The sequence below is a fragment of the Cupriavidus sp. CP313 genome (assembly GCF_054072015.1).
The window spans coordinates 312,732-331,410 of the sequence record NZ_JBSVZB010000006.1; the positions used below are offsets into that span (position 1 = coordinate 312,732).

The window sequence follows — 18,679 nt, forward strand, 5'->3', positions numbered from 1 at the left end:
GCGCCTTGCCCGGGCAACAAGGGGCGAAGATGGCTTATCTCTCCACGGGTTCGGAATGGACCTTCGAGCTGATCAAACGGTATGACCGCGAGATCGCCCGCATCGCCGGCGAATTCGGGCTGGATACCTATCCCAACCAGATCGAGATCATCACCGCCGAGCAGATGCTCGACGCCTACGCGTCGTCGGGGCTGCCGGTCGGCTACAGCCACTGGTCCTACGGCAAGCACTTCCTGGCGTCCGAGCGCAGCTACCAGCGCGGCCACATGGGGCTGGCCTACGAGATCGTCATCAATTCCAATCCCTGCATCGCCTACCTGATGGAGGAGAACACCATGCCGATGCAGGCGCTGACGATCGCGCACGCCTGCTACGGCCACAACGCCTTCTTCAAGGGCAACTACCTGTTCCGCACCTGGACCAACGCGGACGCCATCGTGGACTACCTGCTGTTTGCCAAGAACTACGTGGCCGAGTGCGAGCAGCGTTACGGCGAACGCGAGGTGGAACTGCTGCTGGACTCTTGCCACGCCTTGCAGAACTATGGCGTGGACCGCTACAAGCGGCCCAAGAAGCTGTCCATCACCGAAGAGAAGGCGCGCCAGGCCGATCGCGAGAACTACCTGCAGATGCAGGTCAACGACCTGTGGCGCACCCTGCCCAAGCACCGGCCGCATGCGCTGGCGTCGGAGGACGACGCGTCCGAGGCGGATATCGTATTCCCGTCGGAGCCGCAGGAGAACCTGCTGTACTTCATCGAGAAGAACGCGCCCAAGCTGGCATCATGGCAGCGCGAGATCGTGCGCATCGTGCGCAAGATCGCGCAGTACTTCTATCCGCAGCGCCAGACCAAGGTCATGAATGAAGGCTGGGCCACGTTCTGGCACTACACCATCATCAACCAGCTTTACGAGGAAAAGCTGGTCAACGATGCGTTCATGATGGAGCTGCTGCAGGCGCATACCAACGTGATTTACCAGCCGCCGTACCACAGCCCCTACTACAGCGGCATGAACCCCTACACGATCGGCTTCCTGATGTTCAAGGACCTGCGCCGCATGTGCGAAAACCCGACCGAAGAGGACTACCGCTGGGCCCCGGAATTCGCCGGCAGCGACTGGCGCAAGACGCTGGACTTTGCCATGCGCAATTTCAAGGACGAGAGCTTCCTGCTGCAGTTCCTGTCGCCGCGCGTGATCCGCGAGCTGAAGCTGTTCTCGGTGCTGGACGATGATCGCGAAGGCAAGCTGCGCGTCACCGCGATCCACAACGATGAAGGCTACCGCGCGATCCGCCAGCTGATGGCGGCGCAATATGACCTCTCCGGCATGGAGCCCAATATCCAGGTCACCAATGTCGACGTGGGCGGCGACCGCTCGCTGACGCTGCGGCACCTGCAGAACGACCGCCGGCCGCTGGCGCACAACTTTGACGAGGTGATCCGGCACGTGACCCGGCTGTGGGGCTTCACCGTGCGGCTCGAGGTGGCCTACGAGGACGGCCGCACCGAGCTGAAGTACGAGTGCAAGCCGGAACGGCGCCACCGCCGCCCGCACGGCGGCGGCCTCAGCCTGGCCGCCTGATCCCGCAATTGCCGGGGTTAAGCCCCGCCGCTCAGGCGGCGGGCGCGGGCTCGCACCATTCGCGCACCAGTTCCACCGCGTTGCGCCCGGCGCTGGCGCACACCTCCTCGCCCAGCACCCGGCTCCACCAGCGCTCCGACCCGTCGGCCACGCGCCACGCATGCAGCCGGCGCGTATAGAGCTGCAGGTCGTATTCCTCCGTGATCCCGATGGCGCCGTGCACGGCGTGGGCGATGGCGGCCACCGGCGTGACCGCGTCGCTGGCGCGCAGCTTGCCGATGGCCGCGCGCAGCCGGTCGGGCGTGCCGGAGCCGCTGTCGCAGGCCAGCTGTGCGGCCACGCGTGCGGCGGCAACGTGCTCGGCCATCTCGCTGACCTGGTGCTGGATCGCCTGGAACTTGCCGATGGCGCGCCCGAACTGCTGGCGGTCGTTGGCGTACTGCAGCGTCAGGTCGAGCACGTGCGACAGCGCGCCGGCTAGTTGCGCCGTGTGCAGGCAGGCGCCCAGCGTGCGCAGGCTACCGGCGGGCAGTGAAAAGGCCGCTGGCGCCGAGGCGTCAGGGCGCGGCACGCGCAGCGTCAGGTCGTGATGGGCGCCGGTAGCTTCGGCGCGGGCGTCGGCCGCCGACAGCAGCAGGCAACGCTCGCCGTCCTGCAGCAGGAACCACTGCGCATGGCGGGCATCGGCCACCAGCGCCGCGCCGGCGCCGTCTTCAAAGCCGGCGAGTGCGACCGGGCCGGCGGGCAGGGCGATGCCATGCGCCTGCAGCAGCGCGCGCGCAAAGATGGTCTGCGCCAGCGGCAGCGGCAAGGCGTGGCGGCCGGTGACAAAGAGCACCGGCGCCAGCTCGCGCAGCGGCAGCGCGGCGCCGCCGGCGGATTCGGGCAGCAGGCAATCGGCAAAGCCGCTTTCCAGCAGCGCTTGCCACAGCGGCTGCGGGTCGGCCTGCTGTTCCAGCGCGCGCACGGTGGCGGGCGGGCAGCAGTCGCGCAGCAGCGCGTCGAGGGCGTCGGAATAGGCGTTATGCATGGGGTATCTCGTTCAGGATGGCGGTCGACAGGGCGGATTCAGCGCAGGCCCAGCCCGCGCGCGATCATGCCGCGCAGGATTTCGCGGGTGCCGCCGCGCAGCGAGTACGACGGCGCGATCTGCGTGACATAGGCCAGGGTGCGGTACAGCGCCCCATCGGCCGCCAGCGCGGGCTCATCACCCAGCGCGGCTTCCACCAGCGCGGGGATCGACTGCTCGAAGGTCGTGCCCAGGTCCTTCACCAGCGCGGCCTCCACCACCGGGCTTTCACCGGCGGCCAGCCGCGACGTGACTGCCAGCGACATGGCGCGCAGCACCGCCAGGTGGCCGGCGAGCCGGCCCGCGGTCACGGTGTCGCGCCGTGCCGGCGGCAGCCGGCGCATGGCGTCGAGCCAGGTGTCGAGCAGCACCACGCTGGAATAGAGGCGCTCCGGGCCGCTGCGCTCGAACGCCAGCTCGGCGTTGACCTGCTCCCAGCCGCTGCCTTCCTGGCCGACCAGCGCGTCCGGGGCCAGCGCCACGTCGTCGAAGGTGACTTCGGAGAAGTGCGCATCGCCCGCCAGGTCATGGATCGGCCGCACCGTGACGCCCGGTGCGTGCAGGTCGACGATGAACTGCGACAGCCCGGTCTGCCGGTCCTGCGGCGTGCCCGAGGTGCGCACCAGCGCGATCATGAAGTGGCAGCGGTCGGCATTGGTGGTCCAGATCTTGCGGCCGTTCAGGCGCCAGCTGCCGTCCGCCTGGCGCACCGCGCGCGTGGCCACGCTGGCCAGGTCCGAGCCGGAGTTCGGCTCGCTCATGCCGATGCAGAAGAAGGCCTCGCCGCGGCTGATCGCCGGCAGGTAGCGCGCCTTCTGCGCGTCGTTGCCGTAGCGCAGGATCAGCGGGCCGCTCTGGCGGTCGGCGATCCAGTGCGCCGACACCGGTGCGCCGCAGGCCAGCAGTTCTTCCACCAGCACGAAGCGCGAAAACGGGTCCAGGCCCGCGCCGCCGAACTGCGCCGGCAGCGTGATGCCGACCCAGCCGCGCGCGGCCAGCGCCCGGCTGAAACCGGCATCAAAGCCCATCCACGAGCGCGCGCGCGTTTCCGGCGGCAGCGCGGGCAGGTGTTCATCGAGAAAGGCCCGCACCTCGCCGCGGAACGCCACGGCGTGCGGCGGCAGGGAGGTCAGGCTGAAGGTCGAAAGTAATGCGGTCACGTTGAGATCCTGTGGCTTGATATTGCAAAGGCTTTTCAGATGCCCGTGGTTTGCTCCCCTCTCCCGCTTGCGGGAGAGGGGCAGGGGGTGAGGGCAGGCGCTGGCATACCGACACGCATCACTTCGTCGACCCGCCGGCCCTCACCCCAACCCTCTCCCGCAAGCGGGAGAGGGAGCACGCAATCGGTAGGCAAGACGTTGCAGCGAAGCACGCACCGTCGCGTGATGCCAGTTTGTCCGCGACAAGCGCATGCGCGCGCTGGCCGTCACCCGTACCGATGAAAATCTTTGCCTTCATTTTGCTTGCTTCCTCCATCCACGCAGCAGTATGGTTCAGCGTCCCGCCAGCAGCCGGCGCGCGGTATAAGTCATGACCTTTTCTTCGCGCTGGTTGAACACCTCTATACGTGAATCCACCACCGCCCGGCCGCTGCGCGAAGTCGGTCGGATGCCGGTCACGGTCACGGTGGCACGGATAGTGTCGCCCACCATCACTGGCGCGTGGATCTGCTGCGTCAACTCCAGCATGGCCAGCCCGGTGCCCTGGATCATGGTCTGCAGGATGAAGCCCTCGATCAGCGTGTAGGTCAGCGCCGCCGGCACCGGCCGGCCCTGGATGGCGCCACCGTCATAGCCGGCTTCGATAAAGATGGCCTCGACCATGCCGGTGACGGAGATGAAATTGACCAGGTCGGTCTCGGTCACGGTGCGGGCGAAGGTGCGGAAGGCCTGGCCTTCCTGCAAGTCCTGCCAGTAGAAGCCCTGGCCGAGGCGGGGCAGTTCTGCATGCGTCATGGTGTCTCCTTGGCGGGTGCGCAGCGTGCGGCACCGCTTTGTTGCAATTGCGCGATCGCTTCTGCGGATAGTCCCGCCTGCGCCAGCACGCTCCCGGTGTGCTCGCCCAGCCGCGGCGGGATGCCCAGCGGCGCGCGCTGGCTGTTGAAGCGCACCGGCGCGCCGGGAAAACGCAACGTGCCCATGGCCGGGTCTTCGATGGTTTCGAAGAAGCCGGTGGCGGCCAGGTGCGGATCGGCCGGCAGGTCGTCGAGTTCATTGATGCGCGCCACCGGGATCTGCAGGCGTTCGCACAGCTCCACCCAGTGCGCAGTGGTCTGTCCCTGCACGATTTCGCCGGTGAGCTCGTACAGCGTCTCGATATGCCGCGTGCGTGCCGCGATGTCGGCAAAGCGCGCATCGACGGCCAGCTCGAGGCGCTCGGCGGCGTGGAAGAAGTCGCGCCAGTGCGCGTCGGTGTACGGCATCATGCAGACATAGCCGTCGGCGCTGCGGTACGGGCGGCGCAGCGGCGCCAGCACGCGCGGATAGCCGCTGGGGCCGCGCGGCGGCTCGAAATGGCGGCCGTAGAAATGCTCGACCAGGTTGAAGGCGACCATGGATTCGAACATCGGCACTTCGACCAGCGTGCCGTGGCCGGTGCTGCCGTCGGCATTGCGCCGCGCGCGCCCGGCCAGCGCCGCGCAGACCGACAGCGCGGCCACCAGCCCGCTGGTCTTGTCCGCGGCGATGGTGGGGAAGTAGCGGCTGTCGCCGGTTTGCGCCGCCATCAGCGCGGCATTGCCGGACAGGCCCTGGATGATGTCGTCGTACGCCGGGCGGCCGCCGTAGGGCCCATCCTCGGCAAAGCCGAGCAGGCTGACAAAGACCAGCTCCGGATGGCGCGCCCGCACGTCATCGGGCGCCAGCCCCAGTGCGGCCAGCTTCTGCGGGCGCATGCTGTGCATCAGCACGTCGGCGCCGGCCAGCACGCGGTCCAGCGCGGCCTGCGCGGCCGGCTGCTTCAGGTCCAGCACCACGCTGCGCTTGCTGCGGTTCACGCCCAGGAAAATGGCCGCCATGCCGGGCTCGGTGGCGGGGCCGGTGCGGCGCGTGGAATCGCCCTCGGGCGGCTCGACCTTGATCACCTCGGCGCCAAGGTCGGCCAGCCACTGGCTGGCATACGGCCCCATCACCACCGTGGACAGGTCGACCACGCGGATGCCTGCAAGCGGCAGCATGTTGTCTCCGATCTTTTTGACTGTGGGGCACAGGGTAGATCCGCAGGCGAGGCTTGGTCTAATATTAGTTTTTTAGAAATCGATATTCACAGGATATTAACGAGCCATGGACTTCCGCCAGCTGCAGCAGTTCGTCGCCCTGGCCGAGACGGGCAACTTCCACCGCGCCGCTGAACGCCTGCACATGGCGCAGCCGCCGCTTTCCATTTCCATCCGCAAGCTCGAGGACCAGCTCGGCACGGCGCTGTTCGTGCGCACCTCGCGCGGGGTGCGGCTGACGCAGGCGGGCGAGGCCGCGCTGCACGATGCGCGCCGTGCGCTGTTCCATGCACAGCAGGCACGTGCCGCGGCGATCGCTGCGGGGCAAGGCGAGCGCGGCGCGCTGCGCATCGGCTTTATCGGCTCGGCGACGTATGCGCTGCTGCCCAAGCTGATCCCGGCGTTCCGCGCGGCGCATCCCGGCATCGAGCTGATCCTGCATGAATCCACCACGGCCGCGATCCTGGACCGCCTGGAAAAGCACCAGATCGACGCCGGCCTGGTGCGCTTCCCGATCCTGAACACCGGCAACTATTCGCTGACGCCGCTGGAAAACGACGTCTTTGTCGCGGCGGTGCCGGCTGACAGCCCGCTGGCAAGCGCAGACGCCATCCCGCTGCGCGCGCTCGCGGACGAGCCCTTCATCATGTATCCGGCGGCGCAGGTGCCCAACCTGCACGCAGTGGCAATGCTGCTGTGCCAGCAGGCGGGCTTTGTGCCGCGCGTCACGCAGGAGGCGGTGCAGGTGCAGACCCAGGTCAGCCTGGTCGAGAGTGGGCTTGGCGTGGCCCTGGTGCCAAGCGTGGCGGCGCGCTACGCCAACCGGCGCGTGCGCTTCCTGTCATTGTCCAGCCCGCGGCCGGCCGGGCGCATCGGCATTGCGCTGGCGGCGCGGCCCGATGACGGCGACCGCCAGGTGCAGCGCTTCCTGGCGGCGGCGCAGGCGGCGGTGAACTGATGGGAAGGCGGGTGGTGCAGCGCTTCAGGCCGCGCGCGGGCGCCGCGCGCGCGGCCGCAGGGGCGGGGCTACGGCGGCGCGCTCCAGGTTCACGCCCGGCAGCAGGTGCAGCAGCCGCACCAGTTCTGACTGGCGATGCGTGCCGGTCTTGCGCAGCGTGTCGCGGATATGCACGCGCACGGTGTGGGGCGAAAGAAATTCGCGCTCGGCAATTTCGTTGAGGGTTTCGCCGGCAGCCAGGCGGATCGCGATAATGCTTTCCTTGCGCGACAGCCCGAACAGCGAGGTCAGCACGCCGGCATCCAGCACCGAGCGCGATTCCGAGTTGCCGAACAGCATCATCGCGGCCGGCAGCTGCCACGGCCCCTCCACCGGCTGGCGCGACACCAGCGGCGTGACGATGATCGGCACCGGCTGTCCGCCGGAGGTAATGTGCATCCACGAGCCGGAGGCCGCTTCCGTGCCGCGGGCACGCATGGCACCGTCGAGCAGCTTGCGCAGCACCGCCTGCAGCGTGTCGCTGTGGGCGCGCAGCACGCCGCCCTGCAGCGACAGGTGGCCGTCGGCCTGCACCAGCGCCTCGGCCCAGCTGTTGGCATAGCGCACGCGCAGGTCCGCCTGCAGCACCATCACGCCGAAATCCAGCGTATCCAGCCCGGCCAGGCCCAGGCTGGCCAGCCCGCTCAGCTCGAAGTTGCGCTGCTGCATCCGTGCCGCGCGCACCCAGTGCGGCATTACGTGGGCCAGGCGCCGCTCGCGCTGGCCTGTGCTGATGCTGCCCGCGCTGGTGCCGCTCATCAGCACGCAAACCTCGGCGTTCTCAATCAGACGGATGCCTTGTTCCAGTCCGCTGCAGGCCAGCGCAGCCGTGGCCGCATCCGCCATGCCGCCATCGTGCGAGGCCGCCAGCGCGGACGTGTCGTCGCAGGCCAGCGCGGGGGCGTCATTGGGGGGGCAGCAAGCGCCAGGATGGGGCAGGTCGAGCGGACCGGGCAGCCAGTCGGGCATGCTGACGCCGCTGGTGAAGCAGCCGTGCGGGGTCACGCCAAGGCGGGCATGGCCGGCCAGCTTGTCCCAGATCAGGTAACGCGGGCTGCCTGTGCAGGTGTATCGGGAAAAGAGGTCGAGGGCGGCGGGCATGGCCGCAACGTCCAGCGCGGACTCGTAGATTGAGTCGACCAGACGATGGAAGTCCTCGTCCGTAGTCGGGTGTTCGCCCATGTTCAGATCCCCCCGGTGGCAAACGCCTATTGCTCTGCGCCACGGCAAGTGGCTACATCTTTTTGTGTTATCGGTCCCGTTCTGGCGTTCTGTATCTGCGCCGATACGGATGCTGCTGGCGGCGGCATTGTCCCGTCATGTTCGCCGCATCGCAATCATGCCAAACAATGTTGTTTGTTTTATCCCCCGTGTCGCTGGGGAAAACACGGATTGCGCGGCGCAACCCCCCGCCAGACCAGGCAGGGGCGTGATCATGCCGCGGTGCGATGGTAAGAGGCTTGAGGAAAACTTCAAAATCTTCAACGCTGAAATAGTCCAGCGTTTCTCCCATGCCACAGCAGCGCTGGCTATTGTGGCGCAGGGCTCACGTCCTCCTTGCCCGCCAGTTGCGCGACCCCGCCACCCACCTGAATCGTCAGGCTCGGCGATGCCATGCGGATGCCGCTGGCGTCGAAATTGCGCTTGAGCCGCGCGTTGAACGCGCGCGTGATCTCGGCCTGCATCAGCGGCCGGGTCTTGAACTGTGCCATCACCACCGGCCCGTTGGGGTCGAAGCGGTCCAGCCCCAGGATGTCCAGCCCCGACATCAGGTTGCGCGCGTAGTGACGGTCGCGCGCCAGTTCGGCGCCGGTGGTGCGGATCAGCTCCAGCGCCTGGTCCAGGTCGCTCTGGTAGGTGATGCCGATGTTGAACACCGCGTAGGCATAGCCGCGCGACAGGTTCTTGACTGCCTTGATCTGGCTGTACGGCAGCGTGTGCAGCGCGCCGCGGCCGTCGCGCAGCCTGACCGTGCGGATGGTCATGGCTTCGACCACGCCGGCGTGGTCCGGCAGCTCGATCGAGTCGCCGATGGCGATGGAGTCCTCGACCACGATGAACAGCCCCGTGATCAGGTCCTGCACCAGGCTTTGCGCGCCGAAGCCGATGGCCAGGCCGACCACGCCCGCGCCGGCCAGCAGCGGCGTCACGTTGACGCCCAGGTTGGCCAGCACCGCGATCACCGTGATCACCAGCAGGCTGATGAACGAGGCGTTGCGCACCAGCGGCAGGATGGTCTTGGCCCGCAGGCTGGGCTGCGCGCCGCGCCCGTGCGCCGGTGACAGTGATTGCATGATGGAGGTGTCGATCAGCAGCCACACCAGCCAGGCCAGCAGCACGGTGCTGGTGACGCTGAAGACCGTCTCGGTGAGATGGCGGCCCGCGGCGGACGACTCGGCCAGGCGCACCAGCGACGTGCCCCAGACGCGCATCACCATCTCCATGAAGACCGCCCAGATCAGCACGCGCACCAGCGCCAGCGCAAAGCGCCCGAAGCGCTGCAGGTAGGCCGAGCGGCGGCGGTCGCGGATGCGCGGCGCGCGCGCGGTGGCCTTGGGCGAGTGCCCCGCCACCATCGTCAGCAGCAGCCCGGCGAGGAACAGCGCCACCGATGCCACCGTGCGGCGCAGGAACACATCCGCATGGCCGGTGGCCAGGATGGTGCCGACCACCGATGCCACCACCACCGCCAGCACCGGCAGGTGCCAGGCCTGGCCGGCCAGCCGCAGCAGGTCGGTCACGGCCGGGCGGGCCTGGCGGAAGGCCAGCGGCCGCTGGCTGATCAGCTGGCCGATCTGCCGGCGGAAACGCAGCGCGAACGCGCCGATGCCCAGGGCCGCGGCGATATTGGCCACGGTGGCCACCAGCGCGCACAGGTTGGTGCCGAGCACGGCGATCACGCGGCTGTCGGTGGCGCCGTCGCCCAGTGCCGCCAGCGCCCCCGTGCAGAACAGCAGCCACGGTGAGTGCGCCAGCAGCTGCCGCACCGCCAGCTGCCGGTGCGCGCTGCGGAACAGCGTGAAGATGACCTGGCACACCGCTGCCGCGATCGCCCCCGCCACGATTGCATACGCTACCAGCACGGCGGCGACGCTGGCCGGCGATTGGGCAAATACGCGTTGGGCCAGCAGCAAGGTCAGCCCGAATGCCACCACCCAGGGCCCGATATGGCGCAGCATGAAGACGCCGACGTCGACCCACGATGGCAGCTCGGGCAGCTTGCCGCGCTCGGCGCGCGTGGGTTTGCGCGCGCGCCGGCGCCGGATGCGGTGGCCGATCTCCCACAAGACCCCGCCGCTCACCGCCCAGGCTGCCAGCACCAGCGCGAATTCACGCAGCGAGGCCAGCGTCGTGCGGGTGCCGTTGTGGGTGAGCGCGGCGTGCCATTCCTCGCCCGCGAAGCGCGTGCGCCAGCGCCAGAACTGCCACGGGCCGCGATCCTTGCGCAGATGGGTATCGACCTCGTCCAGCACTTCAGCGACGGCACCGATCAGGCCGGGCGCAGAGGCGCCCGCCGGGGCCGCCGCCGCGGAGGCGGGCGCGGCCCCGGAGGCACCCAGCCCCTGGCGCATGGTTTGCAGCTGGCCCACCAGGGTGCGCCGCTCGCCGTCGTTCTGCAGCGTGGCGATCACCTGGTCCAGCGACTGCGCCAGCGGCACGCTGGCGGCGGGTGCGCTGGCCGGCGCCGCGGGTTTCTCCGCCTTGCCCAGCAGTGCGGCGAGGGAGCCGGCCGGGGTGGCGTGCGCCGGGATGGCGGACAGCAGCGTCAACAGCGCGGCCAGCATGGCGAGCGCACGCAGCACCGGCTGCAGTGCGGCATGCCAGCGGGGCGCAGGGGTGGGGGCGTTGGGTTCGGGTTTGTGCATGGTTCGTAGTCGGTTGCCGGTGCCGGGCGGCGCCGGAATGGCCGTCGATCGCGTCACTGTAGCGCATCGGTCGCGCGGGGTGCCGGAGCGCGCCGCAGGCACGCGCTATCGTCATTCGTCGCTTCGGACGATGCGTCACAACGGCCGATCCACGAATCTCGACCCCACTCCGGTACAGGCGATTTTTGCGCCTGCCGGCTTCATCAAACCACGGGGCCGCGCTGGATCCGGCCGGGCCAGGAACAAGAGACAAGGGAAAGACGGTATGGAACTCAATGCATCGGTATCGGCAGTGGTGACGGGTGGCGCTTCGGGCCTGGGCGCGGCGACGGCACGTGCGCTGGCAGCGCAGGGCGTGCGCGTGGCGTTGTTCGACCTCAACGTGGAAAAGGGCGAAGCGCTGGCGCGTGAACTGGGCGGCGTGTTCTGCCAGGTCAACGTCACCTCAGAGGCCGAGGTCGAGGCCGGCTTTGCCAAGGCGCGCGCCGCCATCGGCCAGGAACGCATCCTGGTCAACTGCGCCGGCACGGGCAACGCCATCAAGACCGCCTCGCGTTCCAAGGAAGCGCCGGACCAGATCAAGCATTTCCCGACCGATGCCTTCGAGCGCATCATCCAGATCAACCTGATCGGCACCTTCCGCTGCATCGCGCGCTCGGCCGCGGGCATGCTGACGCTGGACACTGCCGGCGGCGAGCGCGGCGTGATCATCAATACCGCGTCGGTGGCGGCGCAGGACGGCCAGATGGGCCAGGCCGCGTACTCGGCATCGAAGGCCGGCGTGGTCGGCATGACGCTGCCGATCGCGCGCGACCTGGCGGGCGAGGGTATCCGCGTCAACACCATCCTGCCGGGCATCTTCAATACGCCGCTGCTGCAGGGCGCGGCAGAGAACGTCAAGGCCGCGCTGGCCGCTTCGGTGCCGTTCCCCAAGCGCCTGGGGCAGCCGGAAGAGTTCGCGTCGCTGGCCGTCGAGATGTGCCGCAACGGCTATTTCAACGGCGAATCGGTGCGCCTGGACGGCGCCATCCGCATGGCACCGCGCTGAGCGTAGCGCCAGCACATCGTCGTGGCCGGGCCCGCGCACCGCTGGTCCGGCCACTATCAGAATCAGGAGACGCGGATGGACTTCAGCTACCTGACGACACTGCCCCACGCGGTACGCCACTTCGCGCGCCTGCGGCCCGAGGCGGTGGCGTATGCGTTCGAAGGCCGGCAGACTACCTATGCCGAGTTCGAGCGCAACACCAATCGCGTGGCACAGGCCCTGCTGGCTGAAGGCGCCGGGGTCGGCGAGCGCATAGGCTATATCGGCAAGAACAGCGACCACTATTTCGAGCTGCTGCTTGGCGCGTCCAGGATCGGCGCGGTGATGACGCCGGCCAGCTGGCGCCTGGCGCCGCCCGAGGTGGAGTTCATCCTCGGCCATTGCGATGCCGTGGTGCTCTTCGTCGGGGCGGAATCGGCGGCAATGGTCCGGAACCTGCTGCCCGCGCTGCCGATGGTGCGCAAGGTGGTGGTGATGGAGCCGTGCGCCGAGCAAGGCGACTGGCAGTGCTACACCGACTGGCGCGACGCGCAGCCGGACACGCCGCCCGCGCACCAGCCCGCCGCGCATGACGTGCTGCTGCAGCTGTACACATCCGGCACCACCGGCCGGCCCAAGGGCGCGATGCTCACGCACCGCAACCTGACCATCGGCACCGAAGTCAGCGAGCGCGAGAACGTGCTCTGGTCGCACTGGGTCGCCGACGATGTTTCGCTGGTGGCGATGCCGGTGGCGCATATCGGCGGCTCCGGCTGGGGCCTGCGCAACCTGCTGTCCGGTGCCAAGGGCGTGGTCGCGCGCGAGTTCGACCCGCGCGCGGTGCTCGACTTTATCGAGAAGGAACGCATCAGCAAGCTGTTCCTGGTGCCGGCCGCGATGCAGATCGTGCTGCGCGACCCGCGCGCGCGCCAGGTGGACTACTCGCGCCTGAAGTACCTGCTGTACGGCGCCGCGCCGATTCCCGCGGCGCTGCTGCGCGAAGGGATTGAAGTGTTCGGCTGCGGCTTCGTGCAGCAGTACGGCATGACCGAGACCACCGGCACCATCGTGGCACTGCCGCCCGAGGACCACACCACCGACGAAGTGCCGCGCATGCGCGCCGCGGGCAAGCCGCTGCCTGGCGTGGAGATCAAGGTGGTCGACTATGAAGGCCGCCAGCTCGCGCCCGGCGAAGTCGGCGAGATCGTGGTGCGCTCGCAGCACAATATGGCCGGCTACTGGAAGCAGCCCGAAGAAACCGCGCGCACCATCGACGCCGAAGGCTGGCTGCGCACCGGCGATGCGGGCTACATGGATGCCGAGGGCTACCTGTACATCCATGACCGCGTCAAGGACATGATCATCAGCGGCGGCGAGAACGTCTATCCGGCCGAGGTCGAAAGCGCGATCTACGGCCACCCGCAGGTGGCTGACGTGGCGGTGATCGGCGTGCCGGACGAGAAGTGGGGCGAGGCGGTCAAGGCCATCGTCGTGCTCAAGCCGGGGCAGGCGCCGGACCAGGCTGGCATCATCGCGTGGACGCGCCAGCGGCTGGCGGGCTTCAAGGTGCCCAAGAGCATCGAGTTTGTCGAGGCGCTGCCGCGCAACCCGTCGGGCAAGCTGCTGCGGCGCAAGCTGCGCGAGCCGTTCTGGGAAGGGATGAACCGGCGGGTGAACTGACGCCGGCAAGCAGCAAGCAAGAGCCCGCCGTCACTGGCGGGCTTTTGCTTTGGCGGGCAGGGAGCGGGGCGCCCGCTATAATCCGCGCAGGCACCGTGCCGCCTCACGACGTCCACCCGCAATATTGCGCGACAACACCCCCCCAGCCATGTCCAAGGACCCCGCGCAAGCCCGCCTGACCCGCCGCTATGTCGAAAAGCGCGAGGCCATCCTGGACGCCGCCGCGCGGCGCTTCAACCACCAGGGCGTACGGGGCACCACCTTGTCGGATGTCGCCGAGGACGTGGGCCTGAGCACCAACAGCATCACGTACTACTACCGCAAGAAGGAAGACCTGGTGGTGGCGTGCCTGCTGCGCACCATCGGCGAGATGGTGGATATTGCCAGCGCGGCCCTGCAGCAGCCGGCGCCGCGCGACCGGGTGGAGGCCTTCATCGCGCTGTTCTTCGAGCGCCTGGCGCGCACCGCCACCGGCGAGCGGCCTGAGCTGATGAGTTTTCGCGAGATCCGGGCGCTGCCGGACAGCCATGCCGATATCGCATTCGACGCCTACACCGACATGTTCCGCCGCATCCGCCAGCTGCTGCGCGAGCGCCCGCCGGCCGATCCGGCGCAGCGCAGTGCGCTGAGCGCGCGCGCCCACCTGCTGCTGTCGCTGGCTACCGGCGCGATGTCGTGGGTGGAGCGCTATGAGCCTGAGGACTATCCGAAGGTGGCGCAGACCGTGGTCGACGTGCTGCTGCACGGCATTGCCGCGCCGTCGGCCCGCTGGCATGCGCAGATGGATGTGTCCGCGCTGCTGCCGGCGCCGGACAAGCCCGAGACCACGCAGGAGGCCTTCCTGCGCGCGGCGACCGAGCTGCTCAACGAACAGGGCTATCGCGGCGCGTCGGCCGACCGCATCTCGGCGCGGCTGAACCTGACCAAGGGCGCGTTCTATCACCACAACGAGAACAAGGACGACCTGATCTCGGCCTGCGTCGACCGCATGTTCGCAGTGATCCGCAATACCCAGACGCTGGTGGAGAACGGCCCCGGCACCGGCTGGGACAAGCTGTGCGCGGTGTCGCGGGCGCTGGTGCAATACCAGTTCTCCAGCCAGGGGCCGCTGCTGCGCCTGACCATCTATGGCGCGCTGCCCGAGGACATGCGCAAGGAGAAGATGCTGACCATGAGCCGGCTGTCGGCGCGGATCGTGCGCTTCCTGGTGCTGGGCATGCAGGATGGCTCGATCCGGGCACTGGACCAGTCCATTGCCGCGCTGCAGGTCAACGGCATGATCAATGCTGCGGTGGAGTTGTCCCGCTGGGTGCGCGGCGCCCATCCGGACAACGCCGCTGACCTGTTCGTGCGGCCGTTGCTGATGGGGATCCTGTCGGAGCCCTGAGCGCTAGCGCACGCTCAAGTGTAGAGGTGGCAGGCCACCATCTGCCCATCCGGCAGCGCCTGCAGCGCCGGGTCTTCGGTGCGGCAACGCGCCATCGCCAACGGGCAGCGGGTATGGAAGCGGCATCCCGACGGCGGATTCATCGGGCTCGGCACCTCGCCCTGCAGCACGATGCGCTTGCGGCTGCGCTCGCCTTCCACGCTGGCCACCGGCACCGCCGACAGCAGCGCCTGGGTGTAGGGATGGCGGGGGCGGGCGTAGAGCGCCTCGCGGCTTGCGATCTCGACGATGCGGCCCAGGTACATCACCGCGATGCGGTCGCTGATATGCCGCACCACGGCCAGGTCGTGCGCGATGAACAGGTAGGACAGGCCAAGCCGCCGCTGCAGCGACATCAGCACGTTGACCACCTGCGCCTGGATCGACACGTCGAGCGCCGACACCGGCTCATCGCAGACGATGACGCTGGGCCCGAGCGCCAGCGCGCGGGCGATGCCGATGCGCTGGCGCTGCCCGCCGGAGAACTCGTGCGGGTAGCGGTCCGCCATATAGGGCAGCAGCCCGACCATGTCCAGCAACTCCGCCACGCGCGCGCGGCGGGCGCTACGCCCGCCGGGGAAGTCATGCACCTCCAGCGGTTCGCTGATGATGTCGCTGACCTTCATGCGCGGGTTCAGGGAGCCGAAGGGATCCTGGTAGACCATCTGCACGCTGCGGCGGAATTGCTTCTCCTGCGCCCGCGTGAAGCTGGCCAGGTCTTCGCCGCGGAAGGCGATGCGTCCGGCGCTGGCGGCCAGCATCTTGAGGATGGCAAGCCCCGTGGTGGACTTGCCGCAGCCGCTTTCGCCGACCAGGCCCAGGGTCTCGCCACGGCGCAGCGTGAATGACACGCCGTCGACCGCCCTGACCGAGCCCACCTGGCGCTTGAGCAGCACGCCGCGCGTGACGGGGAAATGCACCTTGAGGTCGTCGACGCGCAGGATCTCATCGCCACTCTGCACGTCGCCCCGCACGTCACGCTGCACGTCACGCTGCACGCCCGCCTGCACACCGCCGTTGCCCGTTGCCGGCTCCGCTATCGCTTCAATGGAGTTCATGGACGAAGCACGCCTTGAAATGTTGGTCGGAGAACTGCCGCGTTGCCGCGTCCGGCACGCCGCGCAACGGCGGCCGGGCGCTGCGGCACTGGTCGGTCGCCTGCTTGCAGCGCGGCAGGAAGGCGCAGCCCGGGCCCAGCGCCGTCAGGTCAGGCGGCTGGCCTTCGATGGGAACCAGGGGCTGCCCGGTGTCCCCGTCAATGCGCGGCACGGAGGCCATCAGCCCGCGCGTGTAGGGGTGGGCGGGCTGCCGGTACAGGGCCTCGGCGGAGGCAGTCTCCACCAGCCTGCCGCCGTACATCACGGCGACCCGGTCGGCATAGCGCGCCACCACGCCCAGGTCATGCGTGATCAGGATCAGTGCCGTGCCCATGCGCTCGGCCAGGTCCTTCAGCAGGTCCAGGATCTGGGCCTGCACGGTGACGTCGAGCGCGGTGGTGGGCTCGTCGGCGATGATCAGCCGCGGCTCGCAGGCCAGTGCCATGGCAATCATCGCGCGCTGCCGCATGCCGCCCGAGAACTGGTGCGGATAGGCTGAAAGCCGGCTCTGGGGCTCGGGGATCTGGACCTTGCCGAGCAGCTCGCCGGCCATCCCCAGCGCGGTCTTCCAGGGCAGGCCGCGATGCAGGTGGATGGGCTCGGCAATCTGCTTGCCGATGGTCAGCGCCGGGTTCATCGACGACATCGGCTCCTGGAAGATCATCGCGATGCGGTTGCCGCGGATGGCGCGCATGCCGCGCTGCCCAAGCTTGAGCAAGTCCTGGCCCTCGAACACGATCTCGCCGGCGTCGATCGATCCGGCCGGGGCGGGGATCAGGCCCAGTATCGACAGGGCCGTCACGCTCTTGCCCGAGCCGGATTCGCCGACGATGGCCAGGGTCTCGCCCGGGGCCACGTCGAACGAGACCTGGTCGACGGCGGTCACCACGCCGCGATCGGTGCGAAAGCGCGTGGTGAGGTCCCTGACCTGCAGGATGGGCTGCGTCATGCGTGTCTCCTCGGGTGGCGCGGCTCAGAAGCCAAGCTTCTTCTTCATGTCCTGGTCGATCCACATGCGTGCATAGATCGGCCCGGGCCGCACCGCGCCCGCGCGCAGCTCGCCGCCGTAGTTGCGCACCCACGGCCACCAGGCGGTGTACATGTAGGGCGTGGGCAGCCAGATATAGGGCGCCTCGGCCAGGATGTCGCGCGTGAGCCCGCGCAGCGCTTCCTGCCGCTTGCCGAGATCGCGCAGCTCGAAGGCGGATTCGACCCGCTTGGTGTAAGCGTCGTTGCCCCACTGCGCGGCGTTCCATACCTGGCCCGGCACGAAGCTCTTGCGGATCGTGGTGGTGGGATTGGTATGGCCGTTGGCCATCATGTAGCCGGGCGCATTGGTCCGGGTCGTCATCGCGGACAGGAACGCGCCGTACTCCATCGGCTGGATCTCGATGCGCACGTTGACCTGTTCCAGGTACGCGGCAATCAACGGCAGCAGTTCCATATGGTCCGGGGCGCATGCGCACACTTGCACCTTGAACTTGAAGCCCTTGGGGTAGCCGGCTTCGGCCAGCAGCTTGCGGGCCTTGTCGGGGTTGTAGGTGAAGAGCTCCTTCACGTTCTCAGGCATGGCGCTGAGCGGCTCGAAGTAGCCCTCATAGTCAGGGTGCTGCGGATAGGCAAACAGCTCCGCATTGCCGCCGTAGTACTGCTTGACGATCTCCTGCTTGTTGACCGCCATGTTGAGCGCGCGGCGCACGCGGATGTCGTTGAAGGGCTTGGCGTCCACGCGCATGGCCAGGTACTGCCCCGTGAAGGACAGCCAGCGCGACCACTGCAGCTGCGGCGCGTTCTTCTTCAGCTCCTCCACCGAGGTCCAGCGTATGCCTTCCATGACGTCGAGCTTGCCCGTGCGCAGCATGGTGTTGCGCGTGGCTTCGTCCTTGATGGTGCGCAGCACCATCTTGTCGACGAAGGGCAGCTTGAAATCCTTGCTGCCCACCTTCTCGGTATCCCAATACAAGGCGTTGCGCGTATAGGTGCTGGCGTTGCCCTGCACGAACTGGGTCAGCTGGAACGGGCCGCTGCCATTGACGTGCTTCCAATTGCCGGCGCCGGCGGTGGCCACCTCCTTCGGCATGATGCCGGAGTAATAGCCCCAGCCGAAGCGGTAGTCCCACTCGGCGTTGTACTTGCTGAAGCGGAACAGCACCGTATGCTTGTCCTTCGCTTCCACCTTGGCAAGGTGGTCGAAATAGGTGGGGATCTTCTTCGCGCTTTCGGCCTGGCGCGTGTAGCTGAAGACCACGTCGTCCGCCACCAGTTCGCGCTCTTCCATCACGCCGGGCTTGGCCGGAAACCTGACGCCCTTGCGCAGCCTGACTTCCAGCGTCTGCGGATCGAGCCACTTCCAGCTTTCGGCCAGTTCGCCGCGGATGGCGTCCTCGGGCAGCCACGCGTCGGCCTGGAAGCTGTACTTGCCGCCGAGGCGCCTGGACTTGGACAGGTCGGCCACGAACAGCTGCTCGTAGACCTGGCCGGTGTCGTAGTTCTGCTTCCAGTTCCAGTCGGCGAGGTCCCATGACAGCGCCGAGATGGTCGGGTAGACCGAGCCGATCTCCAGCGTGCCGCCGTACTTGGGCGCGTCGCTCTGGGCGCCCGCCGTGGCTGCGCACAATGCGAGCACCACGCCCGCCAACATCGAGGATGCCTGTGTGTTCAAACCGAAGCCCTCCGTGGTCGACTGCCGTTGGCCCGGCGGCATGGCCGCGCGGGAAATC

Annotated in this window: 14 protein-coding genes; 5 read left to right on the forward strand and 9 right to left on the reverse strand. The window is 68.3% G+C overall.

All coding sequences use genetic code 11. From position 1 onward, the window contains the following. Positions 1 to 29: 29 nt before the first annotated feature. A complete protein-coding gene (locus ACW4E8_RS11865) occupies positions 30 to 1,583 on the forward strand; it encodes a SpoVR family protein (protein ID WP_456804688.1) in 1,554 nt (517 codons plus the stop codon). A gap of 31 nt (positions 1,584 to 1,614) precedes the next feature. Here the strand turns inward: ACW4E8_RS11865 and ACW4E8_RS11870 are convergent, their stop codons facing one another. The 4 genes from ACW4E8_RS11870 to ACW4E8_RS11885 all read right to left on the reverse strand — a co-directional run bounded on the left by ACW4E8_RS11870 (position 1,615) and on the right by ACW4E8_RS11885 (position 5,827). After that, positions 1,615 to 2,613 carry an acyl-CoA dehydrogenase family protein gene (locus tag ACW4E8_RS11870; protein ID WP_456804689.1) on the reverse strand — a complete coding sequence of 333 codons (999 nt, stop codon included), beginning with the start codon at positions 2,611 to 2,613 and terminating at the stop codon, positions 1,615 to 1,617. A 38-nt stretch (positions 2,614 to 2,651) separates the two neighbouring features. Further along, complete coding sequence (locus tag ACW4E8_RS11875; protein WP_456804690.1) at positions 2,652 to 3,812, reverse strand: acyl-CoA dehydrogenase family protein; 1,161 nt, start codon at positions 3,810 to 3,812, stop codon at positions 2,652 to 2,654. A gap of 333 nt (positions 3,813 to 4,145) precedes the next feature. Continuing rightward, a complete protein-coding gene (locus ACW4E8_RS11880) occupies positions 4,146 to 4,607 on the reverse strand; it encodes a MaoC family dehydratase (protein ID WP_456804691.1) in 462 nt (153 codons plus the stop codon). Beyond that, a complete protein-coding gene (locus ACW4E8_RS11885) occupies positions 4,604 to 5,827 on the reverse strand; it encodes a CaiB/BaiF CoA transferase family protein (RefSeq protein WP_456804692.1) in 1,224 nt (407 codons plus the stop codon). Before ACW4E8_RS11885 ends, ACW4E8_RS11880 begins: the two co-directional genes overlap by 4 nt. A 106-nt stretch (positions 5,828 to 5,933) precedes the next feature. Here ACW4E8_RS11885 and ACW4E8_RS11890 point away from each other — a divergent pair, with 106 nt between their 5' ends. Next, the gene (locus ACW4E8_RS11890) at positions 5,934 to 6,824 is read left to right on the forward strand and encodes a LysR family transcriptional regulator (RefSeq protein ID WP_456804693.1); all 891 of its coding nucleotides are present in this window, start codon (positions 5,934 to 5,936) and stop codon (positions 6,822 to 6,824) included. Positions 6,825 to 6,848: 24 nt separating this feature from the next. Here ACW4E8_RS11890 and ACW4E8_RS11895 read toward each other — a convergent pair whose 3' ends face one another. Together ACW4E8_RS11895 and ACW4E8_RS11900 are read right to left on the reverse strand one after the other, a co-directional pair. Further along, positions 6,849 to 8,045 carry a helix-turn-helix transcriptional regulator gene (locus ACW4E8_RS11895; RefSeq protein WP_456804694.1) on the reverse strand — a complete coding sequence of 399 codons (1,197 nt, stop codon included), beginning with the start codon at positions 8,043 to 8,045 and terminating at the stop codon, positions 6,849 to 6,851. A 347-nt stretch (positions 8,046 to 8,392) separates the two neighbouring features. Beyond that, positions 8,393 to 10,729: a mechanosensitive ion channel family protein gene (locus ACW4E8_RS11900; protein ID WP_456804695.1), complete on the reverse strand. Its 2,337-nt coding sequence runs from the start codon at positions 10,727 to 10,729 to the stop codon at positions 8,393 to 8,395. A 265-nt stretch (positions 10,730 to 10,994) separates the two neighbouring features. On the opposite strand from ACW4E8_RS11900, the gene ACW4E8_RS11905 reads away from it, so the two are divergent. The 3 genes from ACW4E8_RS11905 to ACW4E8_RS11915 all read left to right on the forward strand — a co-directional run bounded on the left by ACW4E8_RS11905 (position 10,995) and on the right by ACW4E8_RS11915 (position 14,823). Then, positions 10,995 to 11,777, forward strand: a complete 783-nt coding sequence (locus tag ACW4E8_RS11905; RefSeq protein WP_456804696.1) for an SDR family NAD(P)-dependent oxidoreductase — start codon at positions 10,995 to 10,997, stop codon at positions 11,775 to 11,777. A 75-nt stretch (positions 11,778 to 11,852) separates the two neighbouring features. After that, a complete protein-coding gene (locus tag ACW4E8_RS11910) occupies positions 11,853 to 13,436 on the forward strand; it encodes a fatty acid--CoA ligase (RefSeq protein WP_456804697.1) in 1,584 nt (527 codons plus the stop codon). Between the two features lie 148 nt (positions 13,437 to 13,584). Beyond that, complete coding sequence (locus ACW4E8_RS11915) at positions 13,585 to 14,823, forward strand: TetR/AcrR family transcriptional regulator (protein WP_456804698.1); 1,239 nt, start codon at positions 13,585 to 13,587, stop codon at positions 14,821 to 14,823. 14 nt (positions 14,824 to 14,837) lie between these two features. Here ACW4E8_RS11915 and ACW4E8_RS11920 read toward each other — a convergent pair whose 3' ends face one another. Genes ACW4E8_RS11920 through ACW4E8_RS11930 form a run of 3 tightly spaced genes read right to left on the reverse strand, consistent with a single transcriptional unit; the run spans position 14,838 to position 18,600 of the window. Continuing rightward, a complete protein-coding gene (locus ACW4E8_RS11920) occupies positions 14,838 to 15,920 on the reverse strand; it encodes an ABC transporter ATP-binding protein (protein ID WP_456804699.1) in 1,083 nt (360 codons plus the stop codon). Beyond that, positions 15,907 to 16,908 carry an ABC transporter ATP-binding protein gene (locus ACW4E8_RS11925; RefSeq protein ID WP_456804700.1) on the reverse strand — a complete coding sequence of 334 codons (1,002 nt, stop codon included), beginning with the start codon at positions 16,906 to 16,908 and terminating at the stop codon, positions 15,907 to 15,909. The genes ACW4E8_RS11920 and ACW4E8_RS11925 overlap by 14 nt, the downstream gene beginning before the upstream one ends. Positions 16,909 to 16,932: 24 nt before the next feature. Continuing rightward, positions 16,933 to 18,600 (reverse strand): ABC transporter substrate-binding protein, encoded by a 1,668-nt coding sequence (locus ACW4E8_RS11930; protein ID WP_456804745.1) that lies wholly within the window; start codon positions 18,598 to 18,600, stop codon positions 16,933 to 16,935. Positions 18,601 to 18,679: the final 79 nt, after the last annotated feature.